The organism is Mycobacterium sp. DL, assembly GCF_039729195.1.
Classification (GTDB): domain Bacteria; phylum Actinomycetota; class Actinomycetes; order Mycobacteriales; family Mycobacteriaceae; genus Mycobacterium; species Mycobacterium hippocampi_A.
Genome location: NZ_CP155796.1, coordinates 5163072 through 5184683 on the forward strand (window position 1 = coordinate 5163072; position 21612 = coordinate 5184683).

Annotated in this window: 14 protein-coding genes; 6 read left to right on the forward strand and 8 right to left on the reverse strand. The window is 67.5% G+C overall.

The genetic code is table 11. The features are described from left to right. Positions 1-15 precede the first annotated feature (15 nt). The gene (gene corA, locus ABDC78_RS24745) at positions 16-1116 is read right to left on the reverse strand and encodes a magnesium/cobalt transporter CorA (protein WP_178357949.1); all 1101 of its coding nucleotides are present in this window, start codon (positions 1114-1116) and stop codon (positions 16-18) included. A 176-nt stretch (positions 1117-1292) separates the two neighbouring features. On the opposite strand from corA, the gene ABDC78_RS24750 reads away from it, so the two are divergent. Both ABDC78_RS24750 and ABDC78_RS24755 read left to right on the forward strand, forming a co-directional pair. Then, positions 1293-2462, forward strand: coding sequence for an NADP-dependent malic enzyme (locus ABDC78_RS24750; RefSeq protein ID WP_178358065.1), 1170 nt, complete (start codon positions 1293-1295; stop codon positions 2460-2462). 35 nt (positions 2463-2497) lie between these two features. Then, positions 2498-3316, forward strand: a complete 819-nt coding sequence (locus ABDC78_RS24755) for a glycine betaine ABC transporter substrate-binding protein (protein WP_178358064.1) — start codon at positions 2498-2500, stop codon at positions 3314-3316. Positions 3317-3320: 4 nt separating this feature from the next. Here the strand turns inward: ABDC78_RS24755 and ABDC78_RS24760 are convergent, their stop codons facing one another. Continuing rightward, positions 3321-4154, reverse strand: a complete 834-nt coding sequence (locus tag ABDC78_RS24760; protein ID WP_178357948.1) for an SDR family oxidoreductase — start codon at positions 4152-4154, stop codon at positions 3321-3323. A 139-nt stretch (positions 4155-4293) separates the two neighbouring features. On the opposite strand from ABDC78_RS24760, the gene ABDC78_RS24765 reads away from it, so the two are divergent. Beyond that, positions 4294-4644, forward strand: a complete 351-nt coding sequence (locus ABDC78_RS24765) for a DUF732 domain-containing protein (protein WP_178357947.1) — start codon at positions 4294-4296, stop codon at positions 4642-4644. 95 nt (positions 4645-4739) lie between these two features. Here the strand turns inward: ABDC78_RS24765 and ABDC78_RS24770 are convergent, their stop codons facing one another. Further along, positions 4740-8471, reverse strand: coding sequence for a multifunctional oxoglutarate decarboxylase/oxoglutarate dehydrogenase thiamine pyrophosphate-binding subunit/dihydrolipoyllysine-residue succinyltransferase subunit (locus tag ABDC78_RS24770; RefSeq protein ID WP_347133538.1), 3732 nt, complete (start codon positions 8469-8471; stop codon positions 4740-4742). Positions 8472-8795: 324 nt separating this feature from the next. Beyond that, positions 8796-9539 carry a hypothetical protein gene (locus ABDC78_RS24775; protein ID WP_178357945.1) on the reverse strand — a complete coding sequence of 248 codons (744 nt, stop codon included), beginning with the start codon at positions 9537-9539 and terminating at the stop codon, positions 8796-8798. A gap of 258 nt (positions 9540-9797) precedes the next feature. Here ABDC78_RS24775 and ABDC78_RS24780 point away from each other — a divergent pair, with 258 nt between their 5' ends. Together ABDC78_RS24780 and ABDC78_RS24785 are read left to right on the forward strand one after the other, a co-directional pair. After that, positions 9798-11000, forward strand: coding sequence for a multidrug effflux MFS transporter (locus ABDC78_RS24780; RefSeq protein ID WP_256735954.1), 1203 nt, complete (start codon positions 9798-9800; stop codon positions 10998-11000). Between the two features lie 136 nt (positions 11001-11136). Next, positions 11137-12915 (forward strand): MFS transporter, encoded by a 1779-nt coding sequence (locus tag ABDC78_RS24785; RefSeq protein WP_178357943.1) that lies wholly within the window; start codon positions 11137-11139, stop codon positions 12913-12915. On the opposite strand, the gene ABDC78_RS24790 is transcribed toward ABDC78_RS24785, so the two are convergent. The 4 genes from ABDC78_RS24790 to ABDC78_RS24805 form a co-directional block, all read right to left on the reverse strand. Next, positions 12912-14309 (reverse strand): FAD/NAD(P)-binding protein, encoded by a 1398-nt coding sequence (locus ABDC78_RS24790; protein WP_178357942.1) that lies wholly within the window; start codon positions 14307-14309, stop codon positions 12912-12914. The two genes, ABDC78_RS24785 and ABDC78_RS24790, sit on opposite strands and share 4 nt — an antisense overlap. A gap of 12 nt (positions 14310-14321) precedes the next feature. After that, the gene (locus ABDC78_RS24795) at positions 14322-15719 is read right to left on the reverse strand and encodes an FAD-binding oxidoreductase (protein WP_178357941.1); all 1398 of its coding nucleotides are present in this window, start codon (positions 15717-15719) and stop codon (positions 14322-14324) included. Then, positions 15716-19159, reverse strand: a complete 3444-nt coding sequence (locus ABDC78_RS24800; RefSeq protein WP_178357940.1) for a TM0106 family RecB-like putative nuclease — start codon at positions 19157-19159, stop codon at positions 15716-15718. The genes ABDC78_RS24795 and ABDC78_RS24800 overlap by 4 nt, the downstream gene beginning before the upstream one ends. 106 nt (positions 19160-19265) lie before the next feature. Beyond that, complete coding sequence (locus tag ABDC78_RS24805; protein ID WP_178357939.1) at positions 19266-19835, reverse strand: LppP/LprE family lipoprotein; 570 nt, start codon at positions 19833-19835, stop codon at positions 19266-19268. Between the two features lie 87 nt (positions 19836-19922). Between ABDC78_RS24805 and ABDC78_RS24810 the strand changes: the two genes are divergently transcribed. Next, positions 19923-21608, forward strand: a complete 1686-nt coding sequence (locus ABDC78_RS24810; protein ID WP_178357938.1) for a DEAD/DEAH box helicase — start codon at positions 19923-19925, stop codon at positions 21606-21608. Positions 21609-21612 lie beyond the last annotated feature (4 nt).

Genomic DNA, 21612 nt, shown 5'->3' on the forward strand with positions numbered 1-21612 from the left:
CAGTCCTGCGTGAACTCAGAGCCAGTTGTTCCTTCGGAACGTCCGGTACAGCAGCGTGCACACGGTCGCCATCAGCAGTAACACGGCGGGATAACCCCAAACCCATTGCAGTTCGGGCATGTTCTCGAAGTTCATGCCGTAGATGCCGGCCACCGCGGTCGGCACCGCCGCGATGGCGACCCACGCGGAGATCTTGCGCATGTCGACGTTCTGCTGCATGGCGACCTTGCCCAAGGCGGCCTGCACCAGCGAGCTGAGCAGTTCGTCGTAGCTGGCGATGCGGTCTGCGGCCTTGATGGTGTGGTCGAGCACATCGCGCATGTACCGGCGGATCTCGACGTTGATGAGGTCGTTGTGCTCGGTGCCGATGCGCTCGAAGTCGGTCGCCAGCGGGCTGACGGCACGGCGGAGTTCGACCACCTCACGCTTGAGCAGGTAGATGCATTCGATGTTGGTCTGCGACAGCGGCGAGAAGATCTCCTCCTCCATCGAATCGATGTCGGTCTCGATCAGTTCGGTGACATCGAGGTAGGTGTCGACGACGCTGTCGGCGATGGCGTGCATCACCGAGTAGGGGCCGAGTTTGAGGGTGGCGGGGGAAGCCTCGAGACGCTTACGCACCCCGGCCAGTCCGCCGTGGTCGCCGTGACGCACGGTGACGACGAAGTCGGGTCCGACGAAGATCATGATCTCGCCGGTTTCGACGATCTCGCGCGCGTTGGCCATCGACTCGTGGTCGACGTACTTCACCGTCTTGAGGACCAGGAACAGCGTCTTGTCATAGCGCTCGAGCTTGGGTCGCTGGTGGGCGTGGACTGCGTCCTCGACGGCGAGTTGGTGCAGGCAGAACACGTCGGCGACGGCTTGCATCTGGTGCTCGTCGGGTTCGTGCAGTCCGATCCAGACGAACGCGTCCCGGCCCCCGGCCTCGATCTCGTGCACCTTGTCCAGAGCGGCGGCGTGGGTGTACTTACCGGGCAGTCGGGTGCCCTCGCAGTACACGCCGCAGTCGACCATCGCCCGCGCGACGGGCACGTGAATCGTCGTGGCGTCCGGCCCGTCGAAGCGGGTCCCGGGCCGTAGCCGCGACGGCGGCAACGCGCGAAATGACGGCATGCGCGGACCTCCCTCCGAGACAGGGCGAGCACCCCACGTCGGTACGCAGGGATGCTACGCGCCGGGTCTTACCGGATCGCCTCACGATGGGGAACCCATCACAGTGAGTACCCCCGGTCGGCTACGGTGAAGCCGTGTCGGAAACAGAGGTCGACTCCTCGCGCGAGCGCTCGTCGATGGCCCCCACGCCGCAGGTTGTCATCGAGGACAACGAGATCTTTGCCGCCCACGAGGGCGGCAAGCTCTCTGTCGAACTGAAATCGCCCCTGGACACCCAGCGTGCCCTCTCGATCGCCTACACCCCTGGGGTGGCGCAGGTCAGCCGGGCCATCGCGACTGACCACACCCTCGCAGCCAAGTACACGTGGGCCAACAGGCTGGTGGCGGTGATCAGCGACGGCACCGCCGTGCTCGGCCTCGGCGACATCGGGCCCGCGGCATCGCTGCCGGTGATGGAGGGCAAGAGCGCGCTGTTCAAGACCTTCGGCGGGCTGGACTCGATCCCGATCGTGCTCGACACGAAGGACACCGACGAGATCGTCGAGACGATCATCCGCCTGCGTCCGACGTTCGGCGCGGTCAACCTCGAGGACATCTCCGCACCACGCTGCTTCGAGATCGAACGCCGCGTCATCGAGGCGTTGGACTGCCCGGTCATGCACGACGACCAGCACGGCACCGCCATCGTCGTGCTGGCGGCTCTGCTCGGCGCCAGCACGGTGCTCGATCGCGACATGCACACGCTCAAGATCGTCATCTCAGGTGCCGGTGCGGCCGGTATCGCCTGCGCGAACATCCTTTTGGCCAAGGGCATCGGTGACGTCACGGTGCTCGACAGCAAGGGAATCGTGTCGGCCGATCGCGACGACCTCAACCCCTTCAAGGCCGAACTGGCGTCCCGGACCAACCCGCGCGGGCTGCGCGGGGGCACCGCCGAAGCGTTGGCCGGAGCCGACGTCTTCATGGGGGTGTCGGCCGGTCTGGTTCCCGAAGAGCTCATCGCCACGATGGCACCGGACTGCATCGTGTTCGCGATGTCCAACCCCGACCCCGAGATCCACCCCGATGTGGCGCGCAAGTACGCCGCCGTGGTGGCCACCGGCCGCAGCGACTTCCCCAACCAGATCAACAACGTGCTGGCGTTCCCGGGCGTCTTCCGTGGCGCACTGGATGCGGGCGCACGCCGGATCACCGAGAAGATGAAGGTTGCCGCAGCCGAGGCGATCTTCTCCGTGGTGGGCGACGATCTGGCCGTCGATCACATCGTGCCGAGCGCGCTGGACCCGCGGGTCGGTCCTGCGGTGGCGGCTGCGGTCGCCGCGGCGTCCCAGGATTCAGGCGACTGAGCCCGGCACGCATCTTCGGCCGACTGGCGGCCGTGATGGTCGCGATGTTGGTCGCCGCAGGTTGCGGCGGGCCGGAACCGGCGCCGTCGATCCCTGTCGGGGCGACGGCCGACCCGGAGTCCGCACTGTTAGCTCATCTCTACGCGTCGGCGCTGCGCTTCTATGGCAATTCGGCTCACGTCCAGATCGGAGACGATCCGATCGGTGGACTGGATTCGGGAGAGGTCCGCGTCGCACCCGGTTTCACCGGGACCCTGCTGACGCGGTTCGCCCCGGATGTGCCGGCGCGATCAGATGTACAGGTGTACCGGGTGCTGCTCTCGGTCCTGCCCGAAGGGGTCGCGGGCGGCGACTACACCACCTCGGCGGAGGACAAACCCACCCTCGGAATCACCGAGACCACCGCTGCGGACTGGGATACAAGCGACGTGTCGGCGATGGTCGGTCGGTGTGAGGACGTGTCGATCGGAGCGGTGACGGGCACCCCGCGGCCGTCCTCCATCGGCACCTGCACGTTGCCGGATGCGCGCGAGTTCGCCGACGACGCCGGCTTGTTCGCGGCGCTGCAGTCGGGTCAGATCGACGCCGCGTGGACGACGACGGCCGCGCCGGACGTGCCGTCGGAGATCGTGGTGCTCTCGGATGAGACCGCCCTGATCCGTGCCGAGAACGTGGTGCCGCTGTATCGGCGCAACGAACTGAACGAGTCGCAGGTGTTGGCGCTCAACGAGATCGCCGGTGTGCTGGACACCGGCTCTCTGGCCGACATGCGCCGTCAGGTCGCCGAGGGCGACGATCCCGCCGCGGTGGCCGGGCAGTGGCTCGACGCCCACCCGTTGGGCGTCGGCAACTAGCCGGTCAGTGTGCCGCCGGTCCCGTCAGCTTGGAGACCACTCGGGGGAACAGCGACTGATAGTGGGCGCCGACGGCGCGAATGACGATGTCGAACATCTTCGCGTCGTTGCCCACCAAGACTCGCGCCTTGTTCTTGCGGACCCCGTCGAGAATGATCTGGGCGGCCTTCTCGGGTGTGGTGCTGGCGAGCTTCTTGTCGAAGGTCTTGGCGAGTTCGTCGGCGTCGATGCCCTCAGCGGCGGTGGCATTTCGCGCGATCGCGGTCTTGATGCCGCCGGGGTGCACACAGGTGACCTTCACGGGGTGTTTGGCCAGTGTCATCTCCTGGCGCAGCGCTTCGGTGAAGCCCCGCACCGCGAACTTCGCTGCGTTGTAAGCACTCTGGCCGGGCACGGCGAACAGGCCGAAGACGCTGGAGACATTCACGACGTGCCCGTCGCCGGAGGAGATCAGATGCGGCAGGAATGCCTTCGTGCCGTTCACGACACCCCAGAAGTCGACATCCATGACCCGCTCGATGTCCTTGTACTGACTGACCTCGATGTCGCCGGTGAACGCGATGCCCGCGTTGTTGTAGATCTGGTTGACCTTGCCGAAGTGCTCGGCGACACCGTCGGCGTAGAGCTGGAATGCTTCGCGCTCGGTGACGTTGAGCCGGTCGGACTTCACCTGGGCGCCGATGGCCTTCAAGCGCTCTTCGGTGACAGCCAGGCCCTCGGTGTCGATGTCGCTGATCGCGACGTGGGCGCCGGAGCGTCCCAACTCGATGGCCAGCGCCTGACCGATGCCTGAGCCGGCGCCGGTCACGACGGCCACCTTTCCGGCGAAGCCCTGCATATCCGCTCCTTTTGGGTTGTTCTACGCGTGTTGAGTGAGGGTCAGCCTACCCGGTACCCGTGGTCCCGCGTATGTGAGGGCGGTCGCGTCCTCGCAAGGGGCCGGTAATGGTGAGCGGCCGCCGAGCGACACTAAGGACATGAAGTCGAAGTTCCCCGCCGTCGCGGCCCTTGTCGCCTCCTCCGCCATCGCAGCGACGTTGTCCGCGGCTCCTGCACACGCCGACCCCACCACCGATGCGTTCCTCTCGACGCTGCAGCACTACCGCCTCGGCGACATCGATCCGGCAATTGCGACGCGGGTCGGCCAAGAGGTGTGCCCGATGTTGTCCGAACCGGGACAGAACATGGCCAACGTCGCCGCCGACATCGCCGACGATCTCGGCCGGCCGCTCGGGCCCGCGACGATGTTCACCGGGCTGGCCATCACGATCTTCTGCCCGCGCGCAGTCGACGCGATGACCGACGGGATCCCGTTCTCGTTCTTCTGACGGGCAGCGCACCTTCGCGGGTGCCGAGCGCGCGCATGTGCACACGATTTACGGCGTGTCGGTGTGCAGACATGCGCGCTCGCGGTGCAACGGGACTAGCCGAACGCCTCGTCGATGATCTCCTGCTGCTCGACCGCGTGCACCTTCGATGAGCCCGACGACGGTGCCGACATGGCGCGGCGCGAGATGCGCTTGATCCCGGTGAGCTTCTCCGGCAGCACCTCGGGCAGCGTCAGCCCCATCGTCGGCCAGGCGCCCTGGTTCGCCGGCTCCTCCTGGACCCAGAAGTACTCCTGGGCATTCGGATACTGATCGAGCGTCTCGGCCAGTCGCCGCCTCGGCAGTGGAGCCAGCTGCTCGATGCGGACGATCGCCACATCGTCGCGCTGTTCCTTGTTCTTCCTGGCCGCCAACTCGTAGTACAGCTTGCCGCTGGTCAGAAGAACCCGCTTCACGGCGCTGCGGTCGCCGGTGCCCTCGGTGTAGGTGGGCTCCTCGAGGACCGAGCGGAACTTCATCTCGGTGAAGTCCCGCAGATCACTGACGGCGGCCTTGTTGCGCAGCATCGACTTCGGGGTGAAGACGATCAGCGGCCGGTGGATGCCGTCGAGTCCGTGGCGTCGCAGCAGATGGAAATAGTTCGCCGGGGTGGACGGCATCGCGATGGTCATCGACCCCTCGGCCCACAGCAGCAGGAACCGCTCGATGCGCCCCGAGGTGTGGTCGGGCCCCTGGCCCTCGTGGCCGTGGGGGAGCAGCAGCACCACATCGGAGAGCTGGCCCCACTTGGCCTCGCCGGAGCTGATGAACTCGTCGATGATCGACTGAGCCCCGTTGACGAAGTCGCCGAACTGCGCCTCCCACAACACCAGCGCGTCGGGGTTGCCCACCGAGTAGCCGTACTCGAAGCCCACCGCGGCGAACTCCGAGAGCGCCGAGTCGTAGATCATCAGCTTGCCGCCGGTGGGGTTGCCGTCGGTGTCGACCGTCAGCAGGTCCAGCGGGGTGAACTCCCTGCCGGTCTTGCGGTCGATGATCACCGCATGACGCTGGGTGAACGTGCCGCGCCGGGTGTCCTGTCCGGTGAACCGGATCGTCTTGCCTTCGGCGAGGAACGTCCCGAGTGCCAGCAGCTCGGCGAAGGCCCAGTCGACCTTGCCCTCGTAGGCCATCTCCCGGCGCTTCTCCAGCACGGGCTTCACCCGCGGATGCACGCTGAAGTCCTCGTCGGCCGCAAGGTGTGCGTCGCCGATGCGGGCCAGCATCGACTTGTCCACCGCGGTGTTCATCCCGGCCGGAACCATCTGGTCCGACTCGACCGACTCGCTGGGCGCGATGGTGTGCTTCTCGAGTTCGCGGACCTCGTTGAATACCCGTTCGAGTTGGCCCTGGTAGTCCCGCAGCGCGTCTTCGGCTTCCTTCATCGAGATGTCGCCGCGGCCGATCAGCGACTCGGTGTAGGTCTTGCGCACGCCGCGCTTGGTGTCGATGACGTCGTACATGTTCGGCTGGGTCATCGACGGGTCGTCGCCCTCGTTATGGCCCCGTCGCCGGTAGCACAACATGTCGATGACGACGTCCTTCTTGAACTGCTGCCGGAAGTCGACGGCCAGCTTGGCGACCCACACCGCAGCCTCCGGGTCGTCGCCGTTGACGTGGAAGATCGGCGCGCCGATCATCTTGGCGACGTCGGTGCAGTACTCCGAGGAGCGCGAGTCGTTCGGCGAGGTGGTGAACCCGATCTGGTTGTTGACGATGATGTGGATCGTTCCGCCGGTGCGGTACCCGCGCAGCAGCGCCAGGTTCAGCGTCTCGGCGACCACACCTTGGCCGGCAAACGCGGCGTCGCCGTGCAGCATCATCGGCACGACGGTGAACCCGTCGGGCCCGTTGCCCTTGTCGAGCATGTCCTGCTTCGCGCGGACCAGGCCTTCGAGGACGGGATCGACCGCTTCCAGGTGGCTCGGGTTGGCGACCAGTGACACGGTGATGTCGTTCTCGCCGAACATCTGGATGTAGTTGCCGGTCGCGCCCAGGTGGTACTTGACGTCGCCCGAACCGTGCGCCTGCGACGGGTTCAGGTTGCCCTCGAACTCGGTGAAGATCTGCGAGTACGGTTTGCCGACGATGTTGGCCAGCACGTTGAGCCGGCCGCGGTGCGGCATGCCGACGACGACCTCGTCGAGGCCGTGTTCGGCGGCCTGGTCGATCGCGGCGTCCATCATCGGGATGACGGTTTCCGCGCCTTCGAGCGAGAATCGTTTCTGGCCAACATATTTGGTTGCGAGGAACGTCTCGAACGCCTCGGCCGCGTTGAGCTTGCTCAGGATGTACTTCTGCTCGGCGACCGTGGGCTTCTCGTGTTTGACCTCGATCCGCTCCTGCAGCCACTTCTGCTGCTCGGGTTCGAGGATGTGGGTGTACTCGACACCCACGTGGCGGCAGTAGGCATCACGCAACAACCCCAGCACGTCGCGCAGCTTCTTGGTGGTCTGGCCTCCGAAGCCGTTGACCTTGAATTCGCGATCCAGATCCCACAGCGTCAGCCCGTGGGTGTTGACGTCGAGATCGGGGTGGCTGCGGAAGCGGGTGTTGTCCAACCGCAGCGGGTCGATATCGGCCATCAGGTGTCCGCGGTTGCGGTAGGCGGCGATCAGTTCGATGACGCGGGCGTTCTTGTCGTCGATCGAATCGGGGTTGTCGATGCGCCAGCGCACCGGCTCGTACGGGATACCGAGTTCGCGGAAGATCTCGTCGTAGAACTCGTCGTCGAGCAGCAGGTTGTGGATGGTGCGCAGGAAATCGCCCGACTCCGCGCCCTGGATGATGCGGTGGTCGTAGGTCGAGGTCAGCGTGATCAGCTTGCCGACTCCGAGTTCACCGATGCGCTCGTCGCTGGCGCCCTGGAACTCCGCCGGATACTCCATCGCGCCGGCGCCGACGATCGCGCCCTGACCCTGCATCAGCCGGGGCACCGAGTGCACGGTTCCGATGGTGCCGGGGTTGGTCAACGAGATCGTCACCCCGCCAAAGTCTTCGGCGGTCAGCTTGCCGTCGCGGGCGCGGCGCACGATGTCCTCGTAGGCCGCGATGAACTGACCGAAGCTCATCGTTTCGCAGTTCTTGATGGCAGCTACCACCAGCGAGCGCTTGCCGTCCTTGCCGGGAAGGTCGATCGCCAGGCCGAGGTTGGTGTGGGCCGGCGTGACCGCATTGGGCTTGCCGTCGACCTCGGCGAAATGGCGGTTCATGTTCGGGAACTTCTTGACCGCCTGCACGATCGCGTACCCCAGCAGATGGGTGAACGAGATCTTGCCGCCACGGGTGCGCTTGAGGTGGTTGTTGATGACGATCCGGTTGTCGATCATCGCCTTGGCCGGGATGGCGCGCACGCTGGTCGCGGTGGGCACGTCCAGCGATGCCGACATGTTCTTCACCACGGCCGCTGCGGCGCCGCGCAGCACCTGGGTCTCGTCCTCGGTGGCGGCCGGCGCGCTCTTCGCAGGCGCGTCCGGCTTCTTGGCCGGCGTCTTCTCGGGGGCGGCTGCCTTGGGGGCGGGCTTGTCGGCCTTCGGCTTCGGGGTGCCCGCGTCGGACCCGGTTTCCTTGGGTTTCCCGGCGCCGTTGGTGGCTGTGGCTTTCGGCGGTGGCGGTGGTGCGGGTTCGGGCGCGGTGGTGGGAGCGGATTTTCCGTTCCCGCTCGGGGCGGAGCGCGGTGCGCTGCGCACGGCGGCGGCGTCACCGGTGGGTTCGGGGGAGTAATCGACGAGGAACTCGTGCCAACTCGGGTCGACCGACGAGGGATCCTCTCGGAACTTGCGGTACATCTCTTCGACCAACCACTCGTTCTGACCGAATGGTGAAGGTGAATTCACGGCTGCTGTTCGCCTCAATTCTTCGCTTCGAGCCAGCCCCCAGCGGCAGCCGGCCACCCAATCCAACCCCGGTGTGCGGTCTCCCGCATTTCCGCCTTGTAAAGGCTAGCGCTTCCGCCGGGGACCCGACCACGCAACGTGCTTATGGTCATTGCGGTCACACCATCACCGCAGCCGTGCGGCGGGGATCACCCGTCCAAAGTACGGTTTCTGATGGATTTCAGCCGGAAACCGTCACCAACCGTGCGCTCGAGGATCGAGTGGCAGGGGATGCGACTACTGGCGCGGCGCGGGCAGCAGGTGCAACGGTGACGGCCAGCGCGTCGGCGGTTCGCCGAACGCCCTGCGGGCGTGGCCGACGATCTTCTTGCCCATCATTCGATTGCCGACACCACCGACGACCGCTCCGATGCCGACCGGAAGGAGCTTGCCGAACGCGATCGCACCGCGCTTGAGGGTGTAGCGCTTGACGAAGTAGCGCAGCAGTCGGGAATTCAGTTGGGACACCGCGGGCAGCGGCAGCGACGCCGCGCCATCGGACAGCCACGCCCCGCTGGTCCGTCCCGGGCCGAGTAGATCGGCGACGGCGTGCTTGCTGTCGTCGCCGACGAGGACGGCCAGCACCAGGGCGCGGCGGCGCTCACGGTGCTCGGCGGGGATGCCGTGCACCTCGGCGACCGCGAGCACGTACACCGCCGTCGCCTCGAGGAACACCACGGTTTCACCCGCAACGGCCGACATCGCGATCAGCGTGCCGATGCCCGGGAACGCGGCGGCAGACCCGACCGCCGCCCCACTGGCCATCACCGCGGCCATGTAGTGCTTGTCCAACTTGTCGATGATGTCGGCAGGGGTCGCGCCGGGATTGTGCTCGCGCAACCGGTCGACGTAGGCCTTGACCGCCGGGCCCTGGACACGGGCGCCGCGCTCGATGATCTGGGACAGCACCTTCGCCGCAGTGCTCGGATCCTCGTCCCTGACAGCCGGCAACTGATTCTTGGTGCGTGATCGGGCACTCATTCGGTGGCCTCTCCTGTTCAAAACCGTCTACGACGGATGCACTCAGGCTAACGGTTGTGAAACGAACGGCGGCCGACAAGGCGTGCCCGAAGGTGATAGCGGTCACTGTCTGCGGATCGGGGAAGAAATAATCGGATAGCGACGCTAACCAATTGCATGGCAGTATCCGGTGACGTGGACGTGACTCGACCCCAATCCGGCGTGGCTGCTCGCCCGCCGGAGTCTGATCTGGCGGCCCGGCCGCCGGGTCGCACCCGGATGATCGTGGTCCTGGGACTCCTGGTGGCGCTGGGTCCGCTGACCATCGACATGTACCTGCCGGCTCTGCCGAAGATCGCCGAGGATCTCTCGGTCTCCTCGTCGGTGGTGCAGTTGACGTTGACCGGCACCCTCGCCGGGCTGGCGCTGGGGCAGTTGATCGTCGGCCCGCTGTCGGACTCCCTCGGTCGCCGCAAACCGATGATCGCCGGAATCCTGGTGCACATGGTGGCCTCGCTGCTGTGCATGTTCGCGCCGAACATCGCGCTGCTCGGCGTCGCGCGCGGCCTGCAGGGCTTCGGCGCGGCCGCGGCGATGGTCGTGGCGATCGCGGTCGTCGGTGACCTCTACAAAGACAACGCAGCCGCCACGGTGATGTCGCGCCTGATGCTCGTGCTGGGAGTGGCGCCGGTGCTCGCGCCCTCGCTCGGGGCAGTGGTGCTGCTCCAGGCGTCCTGGCACTGGATCTTCGCGGCGTTGGTGGTCCTGGCGGGCGGGCTGCTGGTGATGGCCGCCGTCGCATTGCCCGAAACGCTGCCGGAGAAGAACCGGCGTCCGCTAAGGGTGCGGGGGATCGGCGCGACCTACCTCGGACTGATGCGCGACGTGCGTTTCGTGATTCTGGTGCTCGTGGCGGCACTGGGCATGTCCGGCCTGTTCGCCTACATCTCGGGCGCGTCGTTTGTCCTGCAGGGCCGCTACGGGCTCGACCAGACCGCTTTCGCGCTGGTGTTCGGTGCGGGCGCCATCGCGCTCATCGGTTCCACCCAGTGCAACGTGGTGCTGCTCCGACGCTTCTCGCCCCAGCAGATCATGGTGTGGGCGCTGGTGGCCGCCTCGGTGTCCGGCGCGGTCTTCGTCGCGCTGGCCGCGGCCCAGGTCGGCGGAGTGTTCGGTTTCATCGTGCCGGTCTGGGCGATCCTCGCTGCGATGGGTCTGGTGATCCCGAATGCTCCGGCTGTTGCGCTGACCCGTCATCAGGAGGCGGCCGGCACCGCGGCAGCGCTACTGGGGGCCGCGCAGTTCGGGTTGGGTGCCGCGGTCGCCCCACTGGTCGGTGTGCTCGGCAACAACGAGCTGGCGATGGCGGTGGTGATGTCGGCCGGGGTGATGATCGCACTGGCCGCTCTGCTGGCGACGGGCGTGCACAAGTCGGCTGCGGCTGAGCGCGTCGCCGGAGAGGCCATCGCCGAACCTGCGTGACGGCCCGGCGTCGGACACGCTGATTTGTCGGGATACTCGCGGGTCCGTACGGTCGGTCCGTCCGCTGCTCCGCGTACCGTGATGCCACGCTGACCGACCGCCGACCGCTCCATCAGACGAGACTGCCGACCCCACCATGTTCGAGACCGTGAGACCGCCCGCCCGCGAGGCCAATCCCTGGCATGCGTTGTGGGCGTTGCTCATCGGGTTCTTCATGATCCTGGTGGACGCCACGATCGTCGCCGTCGCCAACCCGGCGATCATGTCGAGCCTCGGCGCCGACTACGACGCCGTGATCTGGGTGACCAGCGCATATCTGTTGGCCTACGCGGTGCCGCTGCTGGTGTCCGGCAGGCTCGGGGACCGGTACGGCCCCAAGAACATCTACCTGCTGGGGCTGGCGGTGTTCACGGTGGCGTCGCTGTGGTGCGGGCTGTCGGACAGCATCGGCATGTTGATCGCCGCCCGGATGGTCCAGGGCGTCGGTGCGGCACTGCTGACACCGCAGACGCTGTCGGTGATCACCAGGACGTTCCCGGCTCACCGCCGCGGGGTGGCGATGAGCATCTGGGGTGCCACCGCGGGCGTCGCCACGCTCGTGGGTCCGCTCGCCGGCGGGGTGCTGGTGGAGCACCTGGGATGGCAGTGGATCTTCATCGTCAACGTGCCCGTCGGCATCATCGGCCTGGTGGTCGCGGTCCGGTTGGTGCCGGCGCTGTCCACCCAGAAGCAGGGGTTCGACGTGCCCGGCGTGGTGTTGTCGGCCGTCGGCATGTTCCTGATCGTGTTCGCGCTGCAGGAGGGGCAGGCCTTCGACTGGGAGCCGTGGATCTGGGCGACCATCGTCGTCGGGATCGGGGTGATGGCCGCGTTCGTCTACTGGCAGTCGGTCACCACCGGGGCGCCGCTCATCCCGCTGGCCATCTTCCGCGACCGCGACTTCTCCATGTCCAACCTGGGGGTGGCGACCATCGGGTTCGTCGCCACGTCGATGATCCTGCCGCTGATGTTCTACGCCCAGGCAGTGTGCGGTCTGACGCCGACGCAGGCCGCTCTGCTGACCGCGCCGATGGCGGTCGCCACCGGCGTGCTGGCGCCGCTGGTCGGCAGGATCGTCGACCGGTCGCATCCGCGGCCGGTGGTGGGTTTCGGCTTCTCGGTGATGGCGATCGGGCTGACGTGGCTCTCGATCGAGATGACGCCGACGACCCCGATCTGGCGCCTGCTGCTGCCCCTGACCGCCATGGGGGTGGGCATGGCGTTCATCTGGTCGCCGCTGGCCGCCACCGCGACCCGAAACCTGCCCGTGCAGCTGGCGGGCGCAGGCTCGGGTGTCTACAACACCAACCGCCAGGTCGGGTCGGTCCTCGGCAGCGCGGGCATGGCCGCGTTCATGGCGTCCCGGCTGTCCGCCGAGATGCCGGGCGCCACGGCCGCGACGCCGCAGACCGAAGGGTCGGTCGCTCAACTACCGGCCTACCTGCAGGGGCCGTTCGCCGCGGCGATGTCGCAGGCCATGCTGCTGCCGGCCTTCATCGCGCTGCTCGGTGTCATCGCTGCTCTGCTCCTGCTGGGATTCGCCAACTCTCACATCGTGCAGGGCGCCGCAGCCGACCGGGTCCCCGCCGGCGACGATGATCACCACGACTGGGACGACGAAACTTTCGTCGACGACGACGAGTACGTCGAGTATGTGGTGACCTGGGACGACCCCGAACCGTTGCCTTCCGAGGTGTCGGTCCCCGTCACTGAACCCCCTGCCGCACAACGGGAATGGCGCAGTCTCGTCGATGAGCTGCTGGCGGAACCGCCGACATCACCCGGCGACGACCCGGTCGGATCCGCGCACAACGGTTTTCATGTCGACGGGGACCCACTCGGCGCCCGAGGCCGACATTCGCGGGAAGCGGACTAAACCGAGCTCTCCATCAGTGCGGCGAGCCGTTCGTTGGCGGCCCCGAGCGCCACCGTGAGCGCACCGATCGCCTTCTCCCGCACCCGGGGCTTGTCCGGCAGCAGTAGGAACAGATCGCGCAGCACGTTGAGCCGGGCAGATTGCAGCCACTCCAGCAGCTCGGGGTCCTTCAGCCACCGCGCCTGGGCGCGGTTGTCCGCCAACAACATCCGCAACCAGTCGATCGGAGCATCGGGGTGCGGGATCGGTTCGCATAGGGCGTTTCGCGCCGCGTCGTCCCCGTACGCCGCTTCGACATGGGCGATGAACGCCGAACTGAACACCTGCTGGCATCCGCGCACGCTCTGCAGAGTTATCCGGTCACCGTCGAAGACCGGCACCGACGGGGGCCGCGGCAGTCCCTGCGTCGTGCAGTCGACGTACAACGACGGCACCGGTGTCGAGACCGAGCCGCCCTGCAGTGCCACCTGATCCGGGTCGACCCGGTTGATGTGGCCCATCCGCACCACATCCTCGACGAGGCGCAGGTGCTCGAGTTCGCCGAGCGAGACGATCGCGCAGTGATACATGGTGGGGCGCACCGTCGGGTCGAGGCGGAGCAGGCTCTGGTCGGCCTCCAGCCGGGTGAACAGGTCATCGATCGAGGTAGCCTCGGTGATCGCCGTCATCCGGGTCCCGATCGACTTGCGGAGTTGCTTGACGAATACCGGACCCGGTTGCACGTTGGCGCGGTTCAGCAGCCACGAGTCGCGCGGCATGATCCACCGCAGTCGATCGGCCGGAACGCCGTTGCGCAACAACCACAGACAGCAGTCCATCCCGGTCTTGCCGCCGCCGACGATGGTGAAGTGCTGCCGGCCGGGGGCATGCCGGGGCAGCTCGTTGGGGGTCACCACGTCGACCCCGTCGGCGACCGCGAACGGCGGCCCGGACCTCATCGACTGCACGACGGTCAGCAGATAGGTTGCGTCGACGACCCGCCGCCGAACGCTCACGGAGTGTTCGGTCCCGTCCAGGGTGGCGAAGGTGCTCCCGCCCAGATAGCGGGCCGACGGGAAGTAGGTCAGCCGGCCGGTGGGCAGCATCCGGTGACGCATCACCTGGTCGTAGTAGGCGCACACCTCGTGGCCGGTGGCCAGCTCGAAGAACCCCTCGTTCCAGCCGGCGGTGTCCACGGAGTCCTCGTTGCCCAGGGCGCAGGAGTTCACGCCGTAGTACGCCGACGGCTGATGCAGCCGCACGAAGGGGTACACCGAGTTCCAGTGACCGCCGGGCTGATGGTGCTCGTCGACGAGAACCACCGTTGCGTCGGTTTCGGTCAGCAGCGTGTCGACGAACGCCATGCCCATGGCGCCCGCCCCGACGACGAGGTAATCCGCTTCGATCCGTGTCACTGCACGGACACGCTACGTGGCCGCATCGGTTGTGACGGTGACGGGTCGGTGACGTTCGAACAGCACCGCGGGGTTCAGATAGCCGTCCGGATCGAATGCCGTCTTCACCGCCCGCATCGCGGCGATGTCGGGAACGGTGCGTGCCATCGACACGTAGTCGCGCTTGCGGGTGCCCACGCCGTGTTCGGAGCTGACGTTTCCGCCGCAGCGGGCGATCAGCGTCATCATCGCGGCGTACAGGGTCTGCTCGGCGTCCCCGGCCAGCGCGCAGCGGACGATGTTGAGGTGCAGATTGCCTTCGCCGACATGTCCGAACAACACCGGGATCGCGTGCGGGGCGTGGGCGGCCACCAGCTCGGCGGACTCCGCGGCGAAGTTGGGGATGGCCGAAAGTGGCAGCGACACATCAAATTTCAGGGGAGGTCCGTAGACCCCCAGCACCTCCGCGACCGCCTCGCGCACCTGCCAGAGTCGTTGCTGGGCAGTCGCGTCCACGCCGACCGCCGGCTCGCCGGACAGTTCCGCGGGCTCGAGCGCCTCGGCGAGTCGCTCGGTGAGATCTGCGTCGCCGGCCAACTCGATCAGCAGCTGCCACGCGCCCTCGACCGGAGCGCCGACGCCGACGTGCTCGGCGGTCAACACGCTCGCGCGGGCGTCGATCAGTTCCAGCGCGGCGATGCCCTCCATGTCGCGGAACACCCGCCCGGTCTCGATGAGGGCGTGCAGGTCGGCGAACCCGCAGATGGCCGTCACGCGGTGCCGGGGTGCGGGGTGCAGCCGCAGATCGAGTCCGGTGATGACGCCGAGGGTGCCTTCGGAGCCGACGAACAGCGACGCCAGGTCGTAGCCGGTGTTGTCGCTGCGTACCTGACTGTGCCGCTGCACCACCGACCCGTCGGGCAGCACCACGTCCAGGCCGAGAACCTGTTCGCCCATGTTGCCGTAGCGCACGGTGCGCAGGCCGCCGGCGTTCGTCGACGCCATGCCGCCGACCGTCGCGGTGTCCCGCGCCGCCAGGTCGACACCAAAGACCAGGCCTGCCGCGCTCGCCGCGCGTTGCACCTCGGCCAGCGTCACCCCGGCACCGACGTGCACCCGGCGTTCCACCACGTCCACCTCACCCACGTCGCGCAACCGCTCCGTCGAGAGCAGAACGTCGTCGTATTCGGGCACGGTGCCGGCCACCAGAGACGTCCGGCCGCCCTGCACGGTGACGCAGACACCGGCCTCGTGGCAGACGCGCAGCACCTCGGCGACTTCGTTTTCGGAGGCGGGTCGCACCAGCGCGCTGGCGCGGCCTCGATAGCGTCCGGTGTGGTCGACGCTTCGGCCGGCCAGCACGTCGGGATCGACGCTCACGTAGGACGCACCGACGATCGTCGCGAGCCGTTCGGGGAGCGTTTCGGTCACCTCGCCGGTGTATCACATTCGGTCAGCGCCAAGAACGCCCCCAACTCCACCAGCCGGTCGGGTGTGCCGGGCAGATACTCGGTCAGCTGCGTCGAACGCACGATCACCGCGAGATATTTGGCCCGGCTGATGGCGACGTTGAGTCGGTTCCTGTTGAGCAGGAAGGCAATTCCACGAGGGACGTCGTCGATCGACGACGCCGTCATCGACACGAACACCACGGGCGCCTGCCGGCCCTGGAATTTGTCGACGGTGCCTGCGCGCACATCGCCGAGACCTGCGGCGTCCAACTGCCGTCGGATCAGCGCGACCTGGGCGTTGTAGGGGGTGACGACCAGTACGTCGTGCTGGGTCAGCGCCCGGGTGCCGTCCTCGTCGGTCCACGCCGCACCCAGCAGGCGGGCTGTCGCGGCGACGATCGCCGTGGCCTCTTCGGGGCTCTCGGTGGCGTTGCCGTCGTGGTCGACGAGCAGTGTCTGCACTCCCGGCGCGACACCGTCGAGGGTGCGCGCGCTCGTGACCGCTTCGTGCGAATGCAGCTTGCGGTCGTAGGACAGCCGCGACACCGCCGCGCAGACGTCGGGATGCATCCGGTACGAGCGATCGAGGAAGTAGCCGCGTTCGGCAGGCAGCGTGCTGTGCCCGTCGACGAGCCAGGCCAGAGCGGAGCCGTCCACCGGCTCGGGATGCGTGCCCTGGCTGACCTGTGGCAGCTGCTGGGGATCACCCAGCAGAAGCAGATTCTGCGCCGCCCGCGACACCGCGATGGTGTTGGCGAGGCTGAACTGCCCGGCCTCCTCGACGACCAGCAGATCGAGACTTCCGGCCGGAATCTTGTTGGCGTTGGCGAAGTCCCACGCGGTGCCGCCCACCACGCACCCGCCGGGACGGTCGAGGAAACCGGCGTAGTCGTCCCGGTCCAGCTCAGTCCACAACGGGCTGGTCGTCTGCTTCTTCCCGACTCGTGACCCGTCGACACCGGCCGCGACGATGTCGCTGAACAGGTTCTCGACGACCGCGTGTGCTTGAGCGACCACCCCGATGCGCCAACCGTGGGTGTTGACCAGGGAGGCGATAACCTTCGCGGAGGTGAAGGTCTTTCCGGTACCGGGGGGTCCGTGCACCGCGAGGTACGACGAGTCGAGGTCGAGCAGCGCGCGGGTGATCACCGCCGCGGCATCATCGCCGCGCGGCAGTGGGTCACCGCTGACCGTGCGCGGGGGCCGACGCAGCAGCAGATCGGTCATGGCGGCGGTGCCGAGTTTCGGCAGGCCGTCGGCGACGGTGGCGGCGGCGTCGGCGATGGCGTCCTGCAGCGTCCTGGTGCTGATCGGTGGGCCGGGGGTGAGCGCGAACGGCATCTGGGTGTGCGGATCACCGGACTTGGGCTGCCGCTCGCACACCACGACCTCGGTGGGCACTTCGGGGTCGTCGCACTCGAGCACGGTCACCATGCCGAATCCCCGGCGGTCCGGATCCTCGGCCAGGCCGGCGGGTGACGGCGGGTCGTAGAGCGCGTACATGTCCTTCGTCAGATCGCCGGTGGCGATCTCGCCGGACAACCGGATGTGCCGCTGGGGTTTTCGGGCTCTCGGCGGTTGATGCCAGTCCGCAACGAGTTCGTGGTCATCGGCGATGAACACCCCACCACTGTCTGCCCATTCATCGACGGGGTTGTTGACCCGGTCGAAGTGCCCCCACCAGAAGGGCTTGTCCTCGCGTTTGTGGAAACCTTTGGCAGCGGCGAACATTGCGACCGCGGTCTGGGCGGGCGTGCGTGCTTCGACCCCGTCACCGGCGAACTTCGACAGTTTCCGCTCCACCGCGTCGACCTCGACACCTGCCGGTGTCGTGTCGCCGGTCACCACCACCGGGCCGCGTGGTGGTACCCCCGACTCGATGGCCCGGGCGACCAGCCAGTCGCGCAGCCGATGGGTCGACCGGCAGTCGTAACGGTTGTACTCCTCGATCTCCTTGAGCACCGTCGCGGCGTCGTCGACGCGGCCCTCGTCGCGCAGCCCGCAGTAGCGGGCGTACTCGGTGATCGATGCGGTCGCCGTGGTGACCTCGCCGCTGCGCAGTTCGTTGCCCATGTAGAGAGGCTCGAGCGACTTGATGCTGTAGTTCTCGCTGCCTACCCGAATGCTCTTGCGTACCAGTGGATACAGATCGACCAGGACACCTTCGCGCAGCAGCGCGTCCACCTGGTCCTCGCCGACGCCGTAGCGTCCGGCCAGTCGCAGCAACGTGGTCTTCTCGTAGGCCGCGTAGTGGTAGATGTGCATGCCCGGAAACCGCTTGCGCCGTTTGCGGACCATGGCCAGGAAGTCGACGAGCGCCTGACGCTCGCCGGCCCGGTCGTGCGCCCAGAACGGGGTGAACTCGTCGGTGGTGGTCAGCACTCCCCACAGGTATTCCAGTCCCCACTCGTGACCGTCGACCGTCCACAGCGGATCGCCTTCGAAGTCGAAGAACAGATCGCCTCTGTCGGCGTCGGGCAGGACCATCAGCGGCTGCGGATCGACGACCTCGTAGGGAGGTTTGCCGTCGATGCGCTCGGTGACCTGCAGGCGCGCCTGCGCGGTGAGGGCGGTGACCACGCGGGCCGGCAGCTCGGGGACCGGGCCGCGGTGCCCGGCGAGGTCGTGCACGGTGGTGATGTCCGCGTCGATCAGTCGCGCGCGCTGGCTGACCCGCATGCCGGCGACCAGCAGCAGGTCATCGTGGGCGCGGACCTGCACCTCGCACTCCGCGCAGCGGAAGCAGGCGCGAACGTTTCCGTCCTCCCACGCCACCGGGCTTCCGCCGGCCAGATGGTCGTCGAACAACCGCTGCAGTGACTCTCGGCGCGGCCGGTACACCGGGAGCAGTTCGTCGACGGGGTAACTCACGGCGGTTCCGTCGCCCAGCACCAGGTCGACCTCGGGTGCCACCGGAACACCCGCCGCAGTCAGCGTGTCGGCGTAGGCCGCCAGTTGCAGCAGGGCCTCGACCTTGACCGAGCGGGCCAGCTTGGTGTCGCGCAACCGGTAGCGCTGCCCGTCGGGGGTGTTCTCGATCAGCAGGAAGTCGGCGAAGCCGACGAATCGGCCGTCGAACATGGCGGCCTGGTAGATGGCCGGTGCGCGGCGTTCGATCGCCCCCAGTGTCTGAGCGGCGGCAGCCGACAGACCCGCGACCGTGTACTCCGGGCGGCCGATGACCACGATGTCATCGAACTCCCGTCGCTGCCGAAGTTCATCGAGGTGGCGCTGCTCGTGCTCGTCGCCGAGTTCGGCGGTGCGGCTGAGCAGTTCGTCGTCCGCCGACGTCGCGGGCCCCCATCCCAACCGGGCGTCGAACGCACGCAGCAGCGCGTACTCGCAGCGCGCGGCGGCGGCGAGATCGGAGGCGCTGTAGACGACACGGACTTCTCCGGCGCCGTCGTCGGTGACGAACACCCAGCCACTGTAAGCGCACCCACCGACACCCCCGCCGCCCGCGGAAGCGCATTCCGGGTCGCAACCGAGGTCCAATTCACAGCCGGGAACGCTATTCCGCGGACACTCAGCCGGCGGTGTTGCCGATCAGTTCCACCCCGCTGCCGTTCCAGCGGAACTTCACGACGCTGGCCAGCCCGGGCACGCCGCCGGAGTACTGGAGAGCGACGGTGTCGCCGGTGGTCTGCGAGCTGTCCAGACCGTTGAAGCCGAAGGTGTCGGGCACCCCCGTCGGGATGAACTTTCCGCGGTGGAACAGCAGCGCCCGGGTGTTGGGGTTCTCCGAGTTCGTGTTGGCCTTGATGATCACCGCCGACAGCAGCGCGCACTCGTTGTAGTTGCCGTCCAGCGGTTCGGGGTTCCAGGCCTGCTCGCTGCGTGGGTCGGGGGGCAGTTCGGACACCGCCCTGACGATTTCCGGGGCGGCGAGGTCGGTCGTGCAGGGATCGTTGGCCGCCGGCGGGCCGGGGGCGGGGCCGGTCGACGGCGCCGGTTCCGGGATCGCGGACGGTTCGGCCGTCGGAGACGCGCTCGTCGGTTCCGGTGTCTTCGACGCGGTGGAGTCGCCCGACCCGCAGCCCGCAACGGTCAGCGCGGCGACACCCGCCACAGCGCCGAGGACCGCCGACCAATTCACAAGTGCGCACCGTACCGGCACGCCTCGCGGCGTCCTGTGAGGCGCGCGGCGGGAAAGCCCGGCAACTGGCACTAGACTGCGACCTCGATGACGTCTATGAACGAGGAGCCGGAAAGCGGCGACCTGAGCTTTGCTGACCTGCAGATTCACCCCAAGGTGCTGCAGGCCGTTGCCGATGTCGGCTACGAGACACCCTCGCCCATCCAGGCGGCCACCATCCCGGCGATGCTGGCGGGCTCCGACGTCGTCGGACTCGCCCAGACCGGCACCGGCAAGACCGCGGCCTTCGCGATCCCGATCCTGTCGAAGATCGACACCTCTAGCCGGATCACCCAGGCGCTGGTGCTGGCGCCCACCCGCGAGCTGGCCCTGCAGGTCGCGGAGGCTTTCAGCCGCTATGGCGCGCATCTGCCCGTCAACGTGCTGCCGATCTACGGCGGCTCCCCGTACGGACCCCAGCTGGCCGGGCTCAAGCGTGGCGCGCAGGTCGTGGTGGGAACCCCCGGCCGGGTCATCGACCACCTGGAGAAGGGCAGTCTCGACCTCTCGCACCTGGACTACCTGGTCCTCGACGAGGCCGACGAGATGCTGCAGATGGGCTTCGCCGAGGACGTCGAGCGCATTCTCGAAGGCACCCCGGAGTACAAGCAGGTCGCGCTGTTCTCGGCGACGATGCCGCCGGCGATCCGCAAGATCACCACCAAGTACCTGCACGACCCGGTGCAGGTGAGGGTCGAATCCAAGTCCGCAACCGCCGACAACATCCTGCAGCGCTACATCCAGGTGGCCGGCCCGCGCAAGATGGATGCGCTGACCCGGCTGCTCGAAGTCGAGCCGTTCGAGGCGATGATCGTGTTCGTCCGGACCAAGCAGGCGACCGAGGAGGTTGCCGAGAAGCTGCGCGCGCGGGGATTCTCCGCGGCGGCGATCAACGGTGACATTCCGCAGGCCGTACGCGAGCGCACCATCGCCTCCCTCAAGGACGGAAAGCTCGACATCCTGATCGCGACGGATGTGGCCGCGCGCGGACTCGACGTCGAGCGCATCTCGCACGTGCTGAACTACGACATTCCGCACGACCCGGAGTCCTACGTCCACCGCATCGGGCGCACCGGGCGCGCGGGCAGGTCCGGGACGGCGCTGCTGTTCGTCACCCCGCGTGAGCGGCATCTGCTCAACTCCATCGAGCGGGTCACCCGGCAGAAGCTTGTCGAGGGGCAGTTGCCGTCGGTCGACGACGTCAATGCCCAGCGTGTGGAGAAGTTCCGCGACTCGATCACCGAGGCGTTGACGTCGCCGGGAATCGAGTTGTTCCGCAAGCTGATCGAAGGCTACGAGCGCGACCACGACGTCCCGATGGCCGATATCGCCGCGGCGTTGGCCTTGGCGTTGCAGAGCCGTGACGGCGGAGAGTTCCTGATGAAGGAGCCGCCGCCGGAGAAACGACGCGAGCGGGCCGACCGCCCCGGGCGTGACGACGGGCCATCACGCAAGCCCCGCGAACGCCGAAGCGACCTCGCGACCTATCGCATCGCCGTCGGCAAGCGGCACAAGGTCGCGCCCGGCGCGATCGTCGGTGCCATCGCCAACGAGGGCGGACTGCACCGCAGCGACTTCGGGCACATCACCATCAAGGTGGACTACTCGCTGGTCGAGCTTCCGGCGAAGCTGTCCAAGGAGACGCTGAAAAAGCTGGAGCACACCAGGATCCAGGGTCAGCTGATCCACCTCGAACCCGATCGCGGGCCGAAGGCGCGCCGGCCGTCGTACTGAGGCG

Coding starts and splice junctions, on each gene's coding strand:
- ABDC78_RS24760 (WP_178357948.1), bottom strand. CDS start 4,154: ATGCAGGGCTTCGCCGGAAAGGTGGCCGTCGTGACCGGCGCCGGCTCA.
- ABDC78_RS24765 (WP_178357947.1), top strand. CDS start 4,294: ATGAAGTCGAAGTTCCCCGCCGTCGCGGCCCTTGTCGCCTCCTCCGCC.
- ABDC78_RS24750 (WP_178358065.1), top strand. CDS start 1,293: ATGGCCCCCACGCCGCAGGTTGTCATCGAGGACAACGAGATCTTTGCC.
- ABDC78_RS24770 (WP_347133538.1), bottom strand. CDS start 8,471: ATGTACCGCAAGTTCCGAGAGGATCCCTCGTCGGTCGACCCGAGTTGG.
- ABDC78_RS24755 (WP_178358064.1), top strand. CDS start 2,498: ATGGTCGCGATGTTGGTCGCCGCAGGTTGCGGCGGGCCGGAACCGGCG.
- ABDC78_RS24810 (WP_178357938.1), top strand. CDS start 19,923: ATGACGTCTATGAACGAGGAGCCGGAAAGCGGCGACCTGAGCTTTGCT.
- corA (WP_178357949.1), bottom strand. CDS start 1,116: ATGCCGTCATTTCGCGCGTTGCCGCCGTCGCGGCTACGGCCCGGGACC.
- ABDC78_RS24785 (WP_178357943.1), top strand. CDS start 11,137: ATGTTCGAGACCGTGAGACCGCCCGCCCGCGAGGCCAATCCCTGGCAT.
- ABDC78_RS24775 (WP_178357945.1), bottom strand. CDS start 9,539: ATGAGTGCCCGATCACGCACCAAGAATCAGTTGCCGGCTGTCAGGGAC.
- ABDC78_RS24780 (WP_256735954.1), top strand. CDS start 9,798: ATGATCGTGGTCCTGGGACTCCTGGTGGCGCTGGGTCCGCTGACCATC.